General features: G+C 60.8%; 11 protein-coding genes. 1 reads left to right on the forward strand and 10 read right to left on the reverse strand.

The window, feature by feature from the left end:
- Positions 1-29: 29 nt before the first annotated feature.
- The 9 genes from gltB to AB7M25_RS28215 all read right to left on the reverse strand — a co-directional run bounded on the left by gltB (position 30) and on the right by AB7M25_RS28215 (position 13,056).
- Positions 30-4,475 (reverse strand): glutamate synthase large subunit, encoded by a 4,446-nt coding sequence (gltB, locus tag AB7M25_RS28175; protein ID WP_454238265.1) that lies wholly within the window; start codon positions 4,473-4,475, stop codon positions 30-32.
- 349 nt (positions 4,476-4,824) lie between these two features.
- Positions 4,825-6,414, reverse strand: a complete 1,590-nt coding sequence (locus tag AB7M25_RS28180; protein ID WP_429390926.1) for an ExeA family protein — start codon at positions 6,412-6,414, stop codon at positions 4,825-4,827.
- A gap of 10 nt (positions 6,415-6,424) precedes the next feature.
- Complete coding sequence (aroB, locus tag AB7M25_RS28185; RefSeq protein ID WP_007975598.1) at positions 6,425-7,525, reverse strand: 3-dehydroquinate synthase; 1,101 nt, start codon at positions 7,523-7,525, stop codon at positions 6,425-6,427.
- A 150-nt stretch (positions 7,526-7,675) separates the two neighbouring features.
- Positions 7,676-8,194: a shikimate kinase AroK gene (gene aroK / locus AB7M25_RS28190; protein WP_015093141.1), complete on the reverse strand. Its 519-nt coding sequence runs from the start codon at positions 8,192-8,194 to the stop codon at positions 7,676-7,678.
- A 4-nt stretch (positions 8,195-8,198) separates the two neighbouring features.
- Positions 8,199-10,268 (reverse strand): type IV pilus secretin PilQ, encoded by a 2,070-nt coding sequence (gene pilQ / locus AB7M25_RS28195; protein ID WP_454238266.1) that lies wholly within the window; start codon positions 10,266-10,268, stop codon positions 8,199-8,201.
- Positions 10,269-10,281: 13 nt separating this feature from the next.
- The gene (locus AB7M25_RS28200; protein WP_429382741.1) at positions 10,282-10,809 is read right to left on the reverse strand and encodes a pilus assembly protein PilP; all 528 of its coding nucleotides are present in this window, start codon (positions 10,807-10,809) and stop codon (positions 10,282-10,284) included.
- Entirely contained in the window at positions 10,806-11,429 is a 624-nt protein-coding gene (pilO, locus tag AB7M25_RS28205) for a type IV pilus inner membrane component PilO (RefSeq protein ID WP_429560587.1), read from the reverse strand. Before pilO ends, AB7M25_RS28200 begins: the two co-directional genes overlap by 4 nt.
- Positions 11,426-11,992, reverse strand: coding sequence for a PilN domain-containing protein (locus tag AB7M25_RS28210; protein ID WP_454238267.1), 567 nt, complete (start codon positions 11,990-11,992; stop codon positions 11,426-11,428). Before AB7M25_RS28210 ends, pilO begins: the two co-directional genes overlap by 4 nt.
- Entirely contained in the window at positions 11,992-13,056 is a 1,065-nt protein-coding gene (locus AB7M25_RS28215; protein ID WP_429382751.1) for a pilus assembly protein PilM, read from the reverse strand. Before AB7M25_RS28215 ends, AB7M25_RS28210 begins: the two co-directional genes overlap by 1 nt.
- A 213-nt stretch (positions 13,057-13,269) precedes the next feature.
- Between AB7M25_RS28215 and AB7M25_RS28220 the strand changes: the two genes are divergently transcribed.
- A complete protein-coding gene (locus AB7M25_RS28220) occupies positions 13,270-15,711 on the forward strand; it encodes a penicillin-binding protein 1A (protein WP_429560589.1) in 2,442 nt (813 codons plus the stop codon).
- Positions 15,712-15,978: 267 nt separating this feature from the next.
- Here AB7M25_RS28220 and AB7M25_RS28225 read toward each other — a convergent pair whose 3' ends face one another.
- Positions 15,979-17,247: a malic enzyme-like NAD(P)-binding protein gene (locus AB7M25_RS28225; protein ID WP_008047852.1), complete on the reverse strand. Its 1,269-nt coding sequence runs from the start codon at positions 17,245-17,247 to the stop codon at positions 15,979-15,981.
- Positions 17,248-17,270: the final 23 nt, after the last annotated feature.

The following is a 17,270-nucleotide window of genomic DNA, read 5'->3' on the forward strand; positions in this document are numbered from 1 at the left end:
AAAACCTCATCAAACTCTTCAGGCGCATATCACTGCGGGTTGGCACGGGTGCTGGAAAGCAACGACTTCAGGTTGGCAGCCTTGGGCTTGACCAGCCAGAAACGGCGCACGTAATCATCGAGGTTCTCGGCGAGTTCACGACCCCACTCGCTGTCGGTTTCCTCGACGTACTCGTTCAGCACGCGTTGCAGGTGGCTACGGTAGGCTTCCATCGCCTCGCCGCTGATCCGCTGGATTTCCACCAGTTCGTGGTTGACCCGGTCAACGAAGGTGTTGTCCTGGTCGAGCACATAGGCGAAACCGCCGGTCATGCCAGAGCCGAAGTTGTAACCGGTCTTGCCCAATACGCAGACGAAACCACCGGTCATGTACTCGCAGCAGTGATCGCCAGTGCCTTCCACCACGGTGTGGGCACCGGAGTTACGCACGGCGAAACGCTCGCCCGCGGTGCCGGCGGCGAACAGCTTGCCGCCGGTGGCGCCGTACAGGCAGGTGTTGCCGATAATGGCACTGTCCTGGGTACGGTAGACGCTGCCCTTCGGCGGAACGATCACCAGCTTGCCGCCAGTCATGCCCTTGCCGACGTAGTCGTTGGCGTCGCCTTCCAGGTACATGTTCAGGCCGCCGGCGTTCCACACGCCGAAGCTCTGGCCCGCAGTGCCTTTGAAGCGGAAGGTGATCGGCGCGTGGGCCATGCCCTGGTTGCCGTGCTTGCGCGCGATTTCGCCGGAGATCCGTGCACCGATGGAACGGTCGCAGTTGCAGATATCCAGGGCGAATTCAGCGCCGCTCAGGTCGTTGATCGCCGAGGTGGCCATGTCGACCATCTTCTCGGCCAGCAGGCCCTTGTCGAACGGCGGGTTGCGGTCCACGCCACAGAACTGCGGTTTGTCCGCCGGCACGTGGTCGCTGCCCAGCAACGGCGTCAGGTCCAGGTGATGCTGCTTGGCGGTCTGGCCTTCGAGGACTTCCAGCAGATCGGTACGGCCGATCAGTTCCTCGAGGGAACGCACGCCCAGCTTGGCTAGCCACTCACGGGTTTCTTCGGCGACGTAGGTGAAGAAGTTCACCACCATGTCGACGGTACCGATGTAGTGGTCCTTGCGCAGCTTCTCGTTCTGGGTCGCAACGCCAGTGGCGCAGTTGTTCAGGTGGCAGATGCGCAGGTATTTGCAGCCCAGGGCGATCATCGGCGCGGTGCCGAAGCCGAAGCTTTCAGCGCCGAGGATGGCCGCCTTGATCACGTCGAGGCCGGTTTTCAGGCCGCCGTCGGTCTGTACCCGGACTTTGCCACGCAGGTCGTTGCCGCGCAGGGTCTGGTGGGTTTCGGCCAGGCCGAGTTCCCACGGTGCGCCCGCGTACTTGATCGAGGTCAGCGGCGATGCACCGGTGCCGCCGTCGTAGCCGGAGATGGTGATCAAGTCCGCGTAGGCCTTGGCCACACCGGCGGCGATGGTGCCGACGCCCGCTTCCGCTACCAGCTTCACCGAAACCAGCGCTTTCGGGTTGACTTGTTTCAGGTCGAAAATCAGCTGCGACAAGTCTTCGATCGAATAGATGTCGTGGTGCGGCGGTGGCGAAATCAGGGTCACGCCTGGCACGGCGTAACGCAGCTTGGCGATCAGACCGTTGACTTTACCGCCCGGCAGTTGACCGCCCTCGCCCGGCTTGGCGCCTTGGGCGACCTTGATCTGCAGCACTTCGGCGTTGACCAGGTATTCCGGGGTCACACCGAAGCGGCCGGTGGCTACCTGCTTGATTTTCGAGCTCTTGATGGTGCCGTAGCGTGCCGGGTCTTCGCCGCCCTCGCCGGAGTTGGAACGCGCACCGAGGCGGTTCATGGCTTCGGCCAGGGCTTCGTGAGCTTCCGGCGACAGGGCGCCCAGGGAGATACCGGCGGAGTCGAAGCGCTTGAGCACCGATTCCAGCGGTTCGATCTCGCTGATATCCAATGGCGTGTCGAGGGTTTTGACTTTCAGCAGGTCGCGGATCATCGATACCGGACGGTTGTCCACCAGCGACGTGTATTCCTTGAACTTGCTGTAGTCGCCCTGCTGCACAGCGGCCTGCAGGGTGTTGACCACGTCCGGGTTGTACGCGTGATATTCGCCACCGTGGACGAACTTCAGCAGGCCGCCTTGCTGGATCGGCTTGCGCGGACTCCAGGCTTCGGTGGCCAAGGCTTTCTGCTCGGCTTCGATGTCGACGAAACGCGCGCCCTTGATGCGGCTTGGCACGCCACGGAAGCTCAGGTTGCAGACTTCCTCGGACAGGCCGATGGCCTCGAACAACTGCGCACCGCGGTACGACGTGATGGTCGAGATACCCATCTTCGACAGGATCTTGAGCAGGCCCTTGGTGATGCCTTTACGGTAGTTCTTGAACACCTCGTAGAGGTCGCCCAGTACTTCACCGGTACGGATCAGGTCACCCAGCACTTCGTAAGCCAGGAACGGATAAACGGCAGAGGCACCGAAACCGATCAACACGGCGAAGTGATGCGGATCGCGAGCGGTCGCGGTTTCCACCAGGATGTTGGAGTCGCAACGCAGGCCTTTTTCGGTCAGGCGGTGGTGCACCGCGCCGGTAGCCAGGGACGCGTGGATCGGCAACTTGCCCGGGGCGATGTGACGGTCACTCAGCACGACCTGGGTACGACCGGCGCGCACGGCTTCTTCAGCCTGATCGGCGACGTTGCGGATGGCCGCTTCGAGGCCGACGCTTTCATCGTAGTTCAGGTCGATGATCGCGCGCTCGAAACCCGCACGATCGAGGTTCATCAGCGAGCGCCACTTGGCCGGGGAAATGACCGGCGAGCTGAGGATCACGCGCGAGGCGTGTTCCGGCGACTCCTGGAAAATGTTGCGCTCGGCACCGAGGCAGATTTCCAGCGACATGACGATGGCTTCGCGCAGCGGGTCGATCGGCGGGTTGGTGACCTGCGCGAACTGCTGGCGGAAATAGTCGTACGGCGTGCGCACGCGCTGGGACAGCACGGCCATCGGCGTATCGTCGCCCATCGAGCCCACGGCTTCGTAGCCCTGTTCGCCGAGCGGACGCAGCACCTGATCGCGCTCTTCGAACGTGACCTGGTACATCTTCATGTATTGCTTGAGCTGGTCGACGTCGTAGAACGCCGAACCGTGGTCGTTGTCTTCCATGGTCGCCTGGATGCGCAGGGCATTCTTGCGCAGCCATTGCTTGTACGGATGACGGGACTTCAGACGGTTGTCGATCGCATCGGTGTCGAGGATCTGACCGGTCTCGGTGTCCACGGCAAAGATCTGGCCAGGTCCCACACGACCCTTGGCGATCACGTCTTCAGGCTGGTAGTTCCAGACACCGATTTCCGAGGCCAGGGTGATGAAGCCGTTCTTGGTGGTGACCCAACGCGCCGGACGCAGACCGTTACGGTCGAGCAGGCACACCGCGTAGCGACCGTCGGTCATTACCACGCCGGCCGGGCCGTCCCACGGCTCCATGTGCATCGAGTTGTATTCGTAGAACGCACGCAGATCCGGGTCCATGGTCTCGACGTTCTGCCACGCTGGCGGAATGATCATCCGCACGCCACGGAACAGGTCGATGCCGCCGGTGACCATCAGCTCCAGCATGTTGTCCATGCTCGAGGAGTCGGAACCCACGCGGTTGACCAGCGGGCCGAGTTCTTCCAGGTCCATCAGGTCGTTGGTGAACTTGGTGCGACGGGCCACGGCCCAGTTGCGGTTGCCGGTGATGGTGTTGATCTCGCCGTTGTGCGCCAGGAAGCGGAACGGTTGAGCCAGCGGCCATTTCGGCAGGGTGTTGGTGGAGAAGCGCTGGTGGAACACGCAAATCGACGTTTGCAGGCGCTCATCGCTCAGGTCCGGATAGAAGGCGGTCAAGTCCGCCGGCATCATCAGGCCTTTGTAAATGATGGTCTTGTGCGAAAAGCTGCAGACGTAGTGGTCGGTGTCGGCGGCGTTGGCCACGGACGAGCGACGACGGGAGGTGAACAGCTTGACGGCCATGTCCTGGTCGCTCAGGCCTTCACCACCGATGAACACTTGCTCGATCTGCGGCAGGCGCTCAAGGGCCAGGCGGCCGAGGACGCTGGTGTCGATCGGCACTTTGCGCCAGCCGACCAGTTGCAGGCCAGCGGCCAGGATCTCGCGGTTCATGTTCTCGCGAGCGGCTTCGGCTTTGACCGGGTCCTGGTTGAAGAAGACCATGCCCACCGCATATTGCTTGGGCATTTCGACGCCGAAGGTTTCCTGGGCGATGGCTCGCAGGAACACGTCCGGCTTTTGAATCAGCAGACCGCAACCGTCACCGGTCTTGCCGTCGGCATTAATCCCACCGCGGTGGGTCATGCAGGTCAGGGCCTCGATGGCCGTTTGCAAAAGGGTATGACTGGGCTCGCCCTGCATATGGGCTATCAGGCCGAAACCACAGTTATCCTTGAATTCATCTGGTTGGTACAGACCTGCTTTCATAGACACTTTCTCACCAGGCTGCCTCTGCACGAGGCAAATTTCTTTTCAATTCAACCACTTGCCATCCGCGCCGAACGTACGCCAGCTTTGCGGGGACAAAAGGGAGGTCATTGTACACACCGACACTTGGCCTCACAAATTTGACGACGAAATGTCGCAAATCTATGTCGCATTTGTGAAAGGTTTAAAGCGATATGCTGTGCTAGTCAAAACTTTTTTAATTTTGACCGCAACGACTCAAAGACTACTGTGACGCAGACACCACAAGGCACGCAGCCCGAAAGGTTGCGCGCACTTGTAGAAATTTTGAGGTGCTTGGAGAGGCGGCCTGGGTAAGGCCGCCGAATCTTCAGCGAGTTGTTGCCAGTTCCTGTTGGACGCTGGCGACAGTGCGAGGCCAAGGTTTACCAGCCTGAACCTTCGCTGGCAAGGCCTTGATGGCGGAAACGGCTGCATCACGATTGGCGAAGTTGCCGTAGGTGATCACGTAGAGCGGCTTGCCATTGAGGACTTTCTTGAAATAGCGGTACTCGCCGCCCTGCTCCTTGACGAAGCTTTGTGCGGCAGTTTCGGAGCTGGTGCCGAGGATTTGCACCACGTAGTTGCCCGGTGCCTGACCGGCGTACCAGGTGCCACCCGCCGCCTTGGCCGCCGGAGCCGGTTTCTCGGCAGGCTTGGCCGCCGCAGCAACGGCTGGCTTGGCTGGCGCTGGAGCAGGCTTGGCCACTGGAGCAGGCGCTGGCTTGGCGGTGGCGACCTGAGTCGGCGCAGGTGTCGGCTTGGCCGCTGGTGTCGGCGCAGGGCCGGCAGGAACGCCCACAGGCGGCGCAGTGGTGGTCACCGTCGGCGGCGTGGCGCTGGAGCCTTCAACCGGAACGCCGTCGTCGCCTTCGGTGATGCCGCCTGCGGCTTCAGCCAGCGGGGCACGCATGACAGGTTGCGAATTACCGACCAACGGCAATGGCATCGGCTGCGTGTTGCCGGCGAATTCGACGGCCGGAGCACCGCCATTCGCGGTTGGCTGGCCCTGGCCAAGCGGCAGTTGCGCCTGTTCATTGGCCGGCGCACCGGTGGTCGGTGCCTTGTTGCGACCCGGCATCATCCAGGCGGCAGCTACCGCAACCACGACAACGGCGGAAATCGCCAATACGTGTTTCTTCGGCATATTGAACCCCATTTTTGGACGCTTGACCGCAGAGCGGCTGGCGATCATGGCTTCGATCATTGCATCGCGGGCGACCTGATTGATGCTGCCAGGCCAACCTTCGGAGCTTTCGTGAATATCAGAGATCTGATTCGCGGTGAAAAGTTCGATGCCACGGCCAGCACCCTCAAGCCGCTGCTCCAGATACTCGCGGGTTTCGTCCTCGGTATAGGGCTGCAGTTCGATGACGTGGAAACGCTCTTCCTCGAGATGCAAAGCCTCAAGCTGAGCGATCAGCGAGGTCTCACCGAACAGGAACACATGCGGGCGACCTTCAGGCGCGCCGGCCGCCAGGACCATCAGAACCTCAAGGGCGGACTCGTCGAGCTGTTCGGCGTCATCGACCAGCAAATAGACTTCCTGCCCGGTGAGCGCAAGCTGCACCACCTGGGCCAGGATAGCGTCGGCATCAGCCTGGGCGACATTCAGCGCCTGGGCCACCTGACGCAGCACCCCGGCCGCATCCCCGGCGCCACGGGCGGACACCACCACACTTTGTACCGACTGCTTGTTGGTGCTGGCGACCAGAGCCTGACGCAACAGGGTCTTGCCACTGCCCTCGGGGCCAGTGACCACCAGCAACAGCTGACTGTAGCGGGCCAGGTGATGCAACTGTCCCAGCACGGGTTTGCGCTGGGCCGGGAAAAATTTGAAGCCAGGCACCCGTGGAGCAAAAGGGTCATGACTCAACTGGTAATGGCCGAGGAAAGCCTCGTCGGCATGCAAACTAGTCATCGCGTTCTTATTAACCTTTGAGCTGAGCCAGGGCGCGGTAGTCTGCCCCCAGCGTGGCCTGTAGAACCTCTTTCGGATAATCGTCGGTCACCACCGCTTCACCCATGTGGCGCAGCAGCACCAGGCGCAAACGACCGTCGATCACTTTTTTATCAATGGACATATGTTCGAGGAAATCGGCTTCTGTCATCTCTTCTGGCGGAATGACCGGCAGCCCTGCACGCTGGAACAGACGAATGCCGCGATCTCGCTCTTGCTCGCTGATCCAGCCCAGTCGCGCGGACATTTCCAGCGCCATCACGGTGCCAGCAGCCACCGCTTCCCCATGTAGCCAGACACCATAGCCCATGTGGGTTTCGATGGCGTGGCCAAAAGTGTGGCCCAGGTTCAACGTGGCACGAACGCCCGTCTCTTTCTCATCGGCACCGACCACCGCGGCCTTGGCGGCGCAGGAGCGCTCGATGGCATAGGTCAGGGCTTGCTGGTCCAGGTTGCGCAGGCGGTCGACGTTGTCTTCGAGCCAGGTCAGGAACGGCTCATCACAGATCAGCCCGTACTTGATCACTTCGGCCAGACCGGCGGACAGCTCGCGCGCCGGCAGGGTATTGAGGCTGGCGGTATCGATCAGCACCACGTTCGGCTGATAGAAGGCGCCGACCATGTTCTTGCCCAGCGGATGGTTGATCCCGGTCTTGCCGCCCACCGAGGAGTCGACCTGCGACAGCAGCGTGGTCGGAACCTGGATGAAATCGACGCCGCGCTGGTAGCAGGCGGCGGCAAAGCCGGCCATGTCACCGATCACACCGCCACCGAGGGCGATCACCGTGGTGCGGCGGTCATGCCGCGCGGTCAGCAGACCGTCGAAAATAAGTTGCAGGGTTTCCCAGGTCTTGAAGGCTTCACCGTCGGGCAGCACCACGGAAATCACCGAGAACTGCGCCAGGCTGCGGGTCAGTCGCTCGAGATAGAGCGGTGCAACAGTCTCGTTGGAGATGATCGCTACTTGCCGTCCGCGAATGTGCGGGGCCAGCAGCTCAGGCTGATCCAACAAACCTTCGCCAATATGAATCGGGTAGCTGCGCTCGCCTAGATCGACCTTGAGTGTCTGCATGTGTCCCCACAGTGAAGATGAATCAGGCGTCCTGCCTTGAGTTAACGAATATCCACGGCATCTGCTGGTGTGACGCCGTTCGGTAGCCATCCGCCACAACCTTGAGCGGTCATGGCCAGACGCCGAGGATAGCGCATTTCGCGCGGCGCTTTAACGGGGTGGCAACTGCTGCAGGCGCTCTAGAATGTCGAGTACGACCATTCGCGGTGGTCGCTCATCGGTTTCGACCACCAGGTCGGCAATTTCCCGGTAAAGCGGGTCGCGGATCGCCAACAGGTCCCGAAGGGTCTTGGCCGGATCGGCAGTACGCAACAATGGCCGATTGCGGTCACGGGCCGTGCGGCCAACCTGCTGCTCGACCGACGCATGCAGATAAACCACCCGCCCACCGGCATGCAGTGCCCGACGATTGGCTTCGCGCATGACCGCGCCCCCACCTGTCGCCAGCACCACACCGTCGTAATCGCACAGCTCGGCAATCATTGCCTGCTCGCGATCACGAAAGCCCGGTTCGCCTTCTTTATCGAAGATCCAAGGGATATTGGCGCCCGTGCGCAATTCAATTTCCTTATCGGAATCTTTGAATGGCAGGCGCAGCTCTTTGGCCAGCAACCGGCCGATGGTGCTTTTTCCAGCACCCATCGGTCCTACAAGAATCAAATTTCGCACAGAATCAATGACTCACAGCAATCGCCTGATTATTCATGATACGCGGAGTGAGGAATACCAACAGCTCGGATTTTTTCTCCGAAACCACATCACGCCGGAAAAGGCGGCCAAGATACGGCACATCGCCAAGAAATGGCACCTTATCTACGACCTTGCTCTGAGTATTTGAGAAAACGCCGCCAATGACGATGGTCTCGCCATCGTTGACCAGGACCTTGGCGTTGACTTCGTTTTTCTTGATCGGCGGTACATCCTGGACCTTGTTCAGGTAGTCCGGCTCGTCCTTGGTCACCTTCACTTCCATGATGATCCGGTTGTCGGGTGTGATCTGCGGCGTCACCTCCAGCGACAGCGAGGCCTCCTTGAACGACACCGAAGTCGCGCCACTGGAACTGGCCTCCTGATAGGGAATCTCGGTGCCCTTGAGGATCTTGGCGGTCTCCTTGTCGGACGTGACCACCTTGGGTTGCGAGACGATTTCCCCGTTGCCGGTTTTCTCCATGGCCGTCAGTTCCAGGTCCAGCAAGACGTTATCGGTGATGAACGCGATGCCGATTCCCGAGGTGTTGTTGGCTACGCCCATGTCGACGAACGGTGAGTTGGTGCTGGTACTGCCGGGCGTGCCGATGGTCGATGAGCCATTGAGCCCATTGCTGACACCGGAGGTGTTCCAGTTGCCCCTGTTCTGTATCGATCCGCCCCAGCGCACCCCGAGGCTTTTGTCATAGTCGACGTTGGCTTCGACAATGCGCGCCTCGATCATGACCTGACGCACAGGGATATCCAGCTGCGTGACGATCCTGCGCAGCTCATCAAGCCGGTCCTGGGTCTGGTAGGCAATGATGTTGTTGGTGCGCTCGTCGACGGTGATTGATCCCCGCTCGTCGGGTTTCGCTTCGGCACTGGTCACCGACTGGAAGAGCTTGGCGATGTCTGCCGCCTTCGCGTAATTCACCTGCAACAGTTCCCGGCGCAACGGCGCCAGATCGGCAATCTGCTTTTGTGACTCCAGCTCCTGACGCTCACGGGCAGCAATTTCATCGGCCGGCGCAACAAGCAGGACATTACCGACCTTGCGCTTGTCCAGCCCCTTGGTTTTCAGCACCAGATCCAGCGCCTGATCCCACGGCACGTTCTGCAGGCGCAACGTGATGCCACCCTGCACCGTGTCGCTGGCCACCAGATTGAGGTTGGTGAAATCGGCGATCAATTGCAGCACCGAACGCACATCGATGTCCTGGAAATTCAGCGAAAGCTTCTCGCCGCTGTAAGCCTGTGCCCCAGCATTGCGCTTTTGCAGGTCGTCGACCGTCGCCGGGCGAACGCTGACCGTGAGCTTGCTGTCGGTCTGATAGGTGGAGTAATCGAACGTACCACCGGGCTCGATGCTGATGATGGCTCGATCGCCACTTGCGCTGGCATTGACGAACTGCACGGGCGTGGCGAAATCCTTCACATCCAGACGCACGCGCAACGGCTCGGGCAATCGGGTTTTGGCAAACCCGACAATAATCTTGCCCTCGCGCTGTTGTATGTCGGGCGCAATCGATGGATCCGACAAGTCGATCACCACGTTGCCCTCGCCCTGTGTGCCTCGCTGAAAATCCACACCCCGAATGGCCTTGCCCGACGTCGCAGCAGCTCGCGCCGGAACCGGCATTGCCGGGGCCGCCGGCCTGGGCGTCGACGGTTTGACACCCTGCCCGACTACCACCAGCAAATTGTTGCCTTCGATTCGCGAGTCGTACGGGGCCGACTGAGCCAGGTTGATGATCAATCGCGTGCGCCCCCCGGCCTCCACCACCGTTGCACTGCGGGCATTTCCACTGCCGAGATCGCGAGTATTGCTCGTCAGTTGACTGGCGACACCCGGTAAATCCAGCGCAATCCGGGCCGGCGACTCCGTCATGTAACCCTGAGGCAACGGGGGCGGTGCATCGAACGACAACTTCAACTCGACCCGGTCTCCCGGCAGCGCAGCGACATCCAGCGCCTTGAGATTGGCCGCTTGTACCATCGGCGACAACATCGCTATCCATAGCGAAAGGCCGAAGGTGGAGAAAATCCTGTTCATTATTCGGGTTCCACTATGAGTGCTCTTTCAAAGGGATGGTCCGGGGACGCTCCAGCCACGCGCCCTGACCATCAGGGACAATTTCAACCACATCGACTTGCGAACCACTGATCGCAACGATTCGTCCGTCGTTACGCCCCAGGTAATCACCGACCTTCAGGCGGTGCACGCCACCCGCCCCGCGCAACAGGGCAAAAGAGCCCGTTGCATTGGAAAGGGTGCCGACCATTTCAAACTGCTCGATGTTGAAACCTTCGAGGTATTGCCTGACCCGGTCAGGGTCGGGTTTGACGTTGCGCGAACCCCGCCGATGGGCCGCCAGATCAGTGCTGAGCTGTGGTGAAAACGGACTGCGCAGATTCGCTGCGTCGTAGATGAATGTCGGGTAAGACCGGAATACCGGCGTTGGTTCAATACTGCCCGGCCCGCGTAAGCGTATTTCGCTCAGGTAAGCGTCCAGATCACTGTAGTCATCGCCAGCGTCACAACCGGACAGAACAGACAGCAACAGCACCATCGGAAAACAACGCGCCGGGTTCATTGATGCCGCCCCATTTCGTTGTAGCGGTAGGTCTTGGCGAGGATGCTCAAGCGCAGTTTCGGAGCCCCCTGGGGACTGACGGGGGCAAGGTCGAAATCGTGCAAGGTGACGATTCGCGGCAACCCGGCCACACCACTGACGAAGGTGGCCAGGTCGTGGTAACCCCCGGTGACCGTGATCTGGATCGGCAACTCGACGTAGAACGGCTGGGCGACCTCCGGCAGCAGCTTGATCTCCTCGAACTCCAGGCCACTGCCCAGACCTGTACGCGTGATGTCTTCCAGCAAGCCGGGCACCTCGGTGTCGCCGGGCAGTTGCCGCAACAGCACGCCGAAAGCGTTCTCCATCTCTTTCAACTGCTGGGTGTAGAGATCGAGATTCGCCGCCATACGGGCTTTGCCGGCGAACTGCTCCTTGAGCGTCGACTCTTCCTCGCGCTTCAGATCGAGCTGGCTCTCGAGGTCGCGAGTGGAAAAGTTGTAGCCCAAGACCAGCACCACAAGCATGAGCAAACCGGCCACCAGACACTTGATCACCGGCGGCCAGGCCCCCATGTTGCCGGTGTCCAGATCGTTGAAGTCGATCTTGCGCAACCCTTCGAACCATTCGGACAGGCTCATTTGCCGCCCTCCGGTGCTGCGGGTTGAGTCTGGCGAACGGTCAACTGGAAGATGTTGGCCTGCGCCACCTGACCGGCAGCCGCGGCCTTGACTTCAGTCAGGCTCGGCGCATCGAACCCGTCTGATGCCTCGAGGTTGCGCATCAAGTCTGAAACACGGCTGTTGGATTGCGCGGCACCGGTGATGGACAAGGTCTTTCCGGTCATTCTCACTTCGGTGAAATACACGCCGTCAGGCAGTGCCCGCGCCAACTGGTCAAATATTCGCCCGCTGATATGACGGTTGTCTTGCAGGTCCTGGATGATGCGCATGCGTTCAACCAGTTGCTGGCGGCGCGCCTTGAGATCATTGATCTGCGTGATCCGCTCATCGACTACGGCGATTTGCCTGCCGATGTAATCGTTACGGGCGATTTGCCGGTCGACGGCACGGCTGATGGCCTGATTGGCAACCAGCACCGCGCCCATCGTGCCCGCCATAGCGGCCACCAGGACCAGCAGGAAGCGTTTGCGGCGGACTTCACGCCGCTCCTCGCGCCAGGGTAAAAGGTTGATCCGTGCCATCAGTCGAAGCTCCTGAGGGCAAGACCACAGGCGATCATCAACGCCGGGGCATCACTCTCCAGTGCAGCACCATTGACCTTGCTGCCCAGAGTCATTTCGAAAAAAGGGTTCGCGATCAGGGTCGGCATGCCCAACTGCTGCTCGACCAAACGGTCCAGCCCCGGGACCGACGCGGTACCGCCAGCCAGCAGGATATGGTCGACGGCACTGTACTGGCCGGCGGCAAAGAAGAACTGCAACGAGCGCGACACCTGCTGCACCAGTGCCGTTTGAAACGGCTGCAAGACCTCACCGGCATAGTCATCCGGCAGGCCGCCCTTCCTTTGTGCCAGACTCGCCTGCTCCAGCGTCAGCCCATAGCGGCGCTGGATTTCCCCGGTCAACTGCCGACCGCCGAACAGTTGCTCACGGGTGTAGATAATCCGCCCGTTGTGCAGCACGCTCAGGGTGGTCATGGTAGCGCCGATATCCACCACTGCGACCGTCAAAGGTTCCTCGGAAGCCGCAAGCCGACTGGCCAGCAACCCGAATGAGCGCTCCAGTGCATAGGCCTCGACATCGACTACGCGAGCGGTCAGCCCCGCCAGGGCCAGGGCGGCCTCGCGGACCTCGACGTTTTCCTTGCGGCATGCCGCGAGCAGCACGTTGACGCGCTCCGGATTGCGCGCGGAGGAACCCTGGACTTCAAAGTCGATCGCGACCTCATCCAGGGGATAAGGAATGTATTGATCCGCCTCGATCTTCAGCTGGCTTTCCATCTCGTCTTCGCAAAGGCCAGCGTCCATCTCGATGATCTTGGTGATCACCGCCGAGCCTGCCACAGCCACGGCCACACCCTTGAGACCGGTTCTGGCCCTGGTCAGCGCGCGCGAAAGGGCCAGCCCCACGACTTCGAGGTCAGCGATGTTCTTTTCGATCACCGCGCCGACCGGCAACGGCTCGACTGCATAAGACTCGACCCGGTAGCGTTCGCCCTGACGGCTCAACTCCAGAAGCTTTACCGAGGTAGAGCTGATATCGATTCCCAGGAGCGTACTGGATTTTTTGTTGAAGAGTCCTGGCACTACCAATTCCCTATGACTTTCCGTGAGTTACGGACTCTGCAATGTCCATTGCGTTCAATCCGCCCGTCTTGACAGCAGCGCCAACCGCGCTCCTGATCAGAAAAATGCTTATAATGCCCAGCGTTTTTTTCCGCATTTGCTCAAGCGCGGGTCGTTCTCATTTAGCCTGAACCCTGTTGCCCAATTCATTTTTGCCCTGGATATCCAAAAGCCTTGATTCGTCTGCTGAAATTTTTCGGTTGGTCCATCGTCGCGGTTTTCTGCGGACTCCTTCTGGGTCTGAGCGGGGCGTACCTCTACCTTAGCCCCGGGCTGCCGTCCGTGGAGGCGCTGAGAAGCATCCAGTTGCAGATTCCTTTGCGGGTCTACAGCAGCGATAACAAGTTGATCGCAGAATTCGGCGAAATGCGCCGCACACCGATCCGTTTCGCCGACATTCCCCCCAACTTCATTAATGCGTTACTAAGTGCTGAAGACGACAATTTCGCCAACCACTATGGCGTCGATCCCAGCAGCCTGATGCGTGCCGCGACCCAACTGGTCAAAAGCGGACACATCCAGTCCGGTGGCAGTACGATCACCATGCAGGTGGCGAAGAACTTCTTCCTGACCAGCGAACGCAGCTTTTCGCGCAAGACCACCGAAATCCTCCTGGCCCTGCAGATCGAACGCCAGCTGACCAAGGACGAGATCCTCGAGCTGTACGTCAACAAGATCTACCTGGGTAACCGTGCCTACGGCATCGAGGCGGCGGCGCAGGTCTATTACGGCAAATCGATCCGCGATGTCAGCCTGGCGCAGATGGCAATGATTGCCGGCCTGCCAAAGGCACCGTCGCGCTTCAACCCGCTGGCCAACCCGGCGCGCAGCAAGGAACGTCGCGACTGGATCCTGGGGCGCATGTACAAACTCGGCAAAATCACCGAGGCCGACTACACCGCCGCGATCAACGAGCCGCTGAACGCCAGCTATCACGTACCGACTCCGGAAGTGAACGCACCCTACATCGCCGAAATGGCCCGCGCCGAAATGGTCGGGCGTTATGGCAGCGACGCGTATACCGAAGGCTTCCGCGTCACCACCACGGTGCCGAGCGACCTCCAGGAACTGGCCAACACCGCAGTCCACGAAGGCCTGATGACCTACGATCAGCGCCACGGCTATCGCGGCCCCGAGTCGCGGCTCCCGGGCAAGACTCGTGAAGCCTGGGTAACCGAGCTGACCAAGCAACGCACCATCAGCGGCCTGGAACCGGCCATCGTGACCCAGGTCGACAAGAGCGGCCTGCAGGTGCTGACCCGCACCGGCCAGGAACACGTCAACTGGGACACCATGAAGTGGGCCCGTCCGTTCCTGAACACCAACAGCATGGGCGCCAACCCGAAGCAGCCTTCGGACGTGGCTCAGGTCGGTGACCTGATTCGCGTGCAGCGTCAGCCGGACAACGCGCTGAAGTTCAGCCAGATCCCGCAGGCCCAGGGCGCGCTGGTGTCCCTGGACCCACAGAACGGTGCCATTCGCGCCCTGGTCGGCGGCTTCGCTTTCGAACAGAGCAACTACAACCGCGCACTGCAGGCCAAGCGCCAGCCGGGCTCGAGCTTCAAACCGTTCGTCTACGCCGCCGCACTGGATAACGGTTACACCGCCTCCAGCCTGGTGAACGATGCCCCGATCGTGTTCGTCGACGAGTACCTGGACAAGGTCTGGCGGCCGAAGAACGACACCAACACGTTCCTCGGCCCGATCCGCCTGCGTGAAGCGCTGTACAAGTCGCGCAACCTGGTATCGATCCGCTTGCTGCAAGCGATGGGCGTTGGCAAGACCATCGACTACATCACTCGCTTCGGCTTCAACAAACAGGACCTGCCACCCAACCTGTCCCTGGCGCTGGGCACCGCGACCCTGACGCCAATGGAGATCGCCACCGGCTGGAGCACCTTCGCCAACGGCGGCTACAAGATCACCCCGTACATCATCGACAGGATTGAAAGCCGCAACGGCGACACGCTGTTCGTCGCCAATCCGCCGAGCGTGCCTCAGGGCGGCGCTGCCAGCGATGGCATTGCCGCACCAGCGCCTCAAGCCTTTACGGTCAATGCGACGCCGGGCGAAGCCCCGGGCACTGTGCCGACACCACAAGCTCCCGCCGTGGCCGAACGCATCGTTGACGGGCGCACCACGTACATCCTCAACAGCATGCTTGAGGACGTGATCAAGCTCGGCACCGGTCGTCGCGCACTGGCCCTGGGCCGCCCTGACATTGCCGGCAAGACCGGTACGACCAACGAATCCAAGGACGCCTGGTTCTCCGGTTACAACGCCGATTACGTGACCACCGTGTGGACCGGTTTCGACCAGCCGGAAAGCCTGGGCCGCAAGGAATTCGGCGGCACCGTCGCGCTGCCGATCTGGATGAACTACATGGGCGCCGCACTCAAAGGCAAGCCGCCGCATACGCAGCCGGAGCCGGAAGGCCTCCTCAGCCTGCGAGTCGATCCGGTCAGCGGCCGCGCGGCCAGCCCGGGCACGCCAGGCGCCTACTTCGAGCTGTTCAAGGCCGAAGATACGCCGCCGTCGGGCAACGAACTCGGCAATGGCAATGCGCCGGGCAGTCCGTTGCCAGCGGATGAAGCTGCGCCGATCGATTTGTTCTGATCACACTGGCAACACCCAAAAGCCCTGCCTTCGAGAGAAGTGCAGGGCTTTTTTTGCCTGCAAGTTTTGCATTGATTCGCCCGGCCCCTTCGCGGGCAAGCCCGCGCCCACAGGGTCGTAGGTGTACATAAAACCTGTGTTCACCATCGCCCACTGTGGGAGCGGGCTTGCCCGCGAAGAGGCCCTGACAGACAACACAAAACCTTCAGGAATAAAAAAGCCCCGACTCTCGCAAGCCGGGGCTTTTCGTTGAAGCGTTACAACGGCTTAGCCGTTGAACACATCATCCACGCTTTTCAGCGGGTAGTTCTTCGGATACGGCAGGGTCGCCACACCGGTCTCGATGGCGGCTTTAGCCACGGCATCGGAGATCAGGGTGATCAGACGGGCATCCATTGGCTTCGGAATGATGTACTCACGGCCGAATTCCAGCTTGATGCCGCCGTAGGCGTCGCACACTTCCTGAGGCACTGGCAGCTTGGCCAGTTCACGCAGGGCGTTGGCCGCAGCCACTTTCATTTCTTCGTTGATGCGCTTGGCGCGAACGTCCAGGGCACCACGGAAGATGAACGGGAAGCCCAGTACGTTGTTGACCTGGTTCGGGTAGTCGGAACGACCGGTGGCCATGATCACGTCGCTACGGGTGGCGTGTGCCAGCTCCGGGGAGATTTCCGGATCAGGGTTGGAGCACGCGAACACGATCGGGTTCGGCGCCATCGACAGCAGGCCTTCAGCACTCAGCAGGTTCGGGCCGGACAGACCAACGAACACGTCAGCGCCTTGCAGGGCGTCAGCCAGGGTGCGCTTGTCGGTCGCGTGAGCGAACACAGCCTTGTACTGGTTCAGGTCGTCACGGCCGGAGTGGATCACGCCGGTACGGTCGACCATGTAGATGTTTTCGATGTTGGCACCCATGCTCACCAGCAACTTCATGCAGGAGATGGCGGCGGCGCCAGCACCCAGGCAGACGATCTTGGCTTCCGGCAGGGTTTTGCCAGCGATTTCCAGGGCGTTGATCATGCCGGCCGCGGTCACGATAGCGGTGCCGTGCTGGTCATCGTGGAATACCGGAATATCGCACTGCTCGATCAGGGCGCGTTCGATTTCAAAGCACTCGGGTGCCTTGATGTCTTCCAGGTTGATGCCACCGAAGGTGATGGAGATGCGCTTGACGGTGTCGATGAAGGCCTGCGGGCTTTCGGAGTCGACTTCGATGTCGAAAACGTCGATGCCGGCGAAGCGCTTGAACAGTACGCCTTTACCTTCCATCACTGGCTTGGAAGCCAATGGGCCGAGGTTACCCAGGCCGAGAATCGCGGTGCCATCGGAAATGACTGCAACCAGGTTGCCTTTGCCGGTGTACTTGTAGGCCAGCTCGGGATCGCGGGCGATCTCGCGTACTGGCTCGGCTACGCCCGGGCTGTAGGCCAGCGACAGGTCGCGAGCGGTAGCAGTGGCCTTGGTGAGCTCGACACTCAGCTTCCCTGGACGAGGATTGGCGTGATATTCGAGAGCGGCAGTTTTCAGATCAGACATTTTGGCATTCCGCTTTTTACTGT

This window comes from Pseudomonas sp. AP3_22 TE3818, assembly GCF_053628995.1.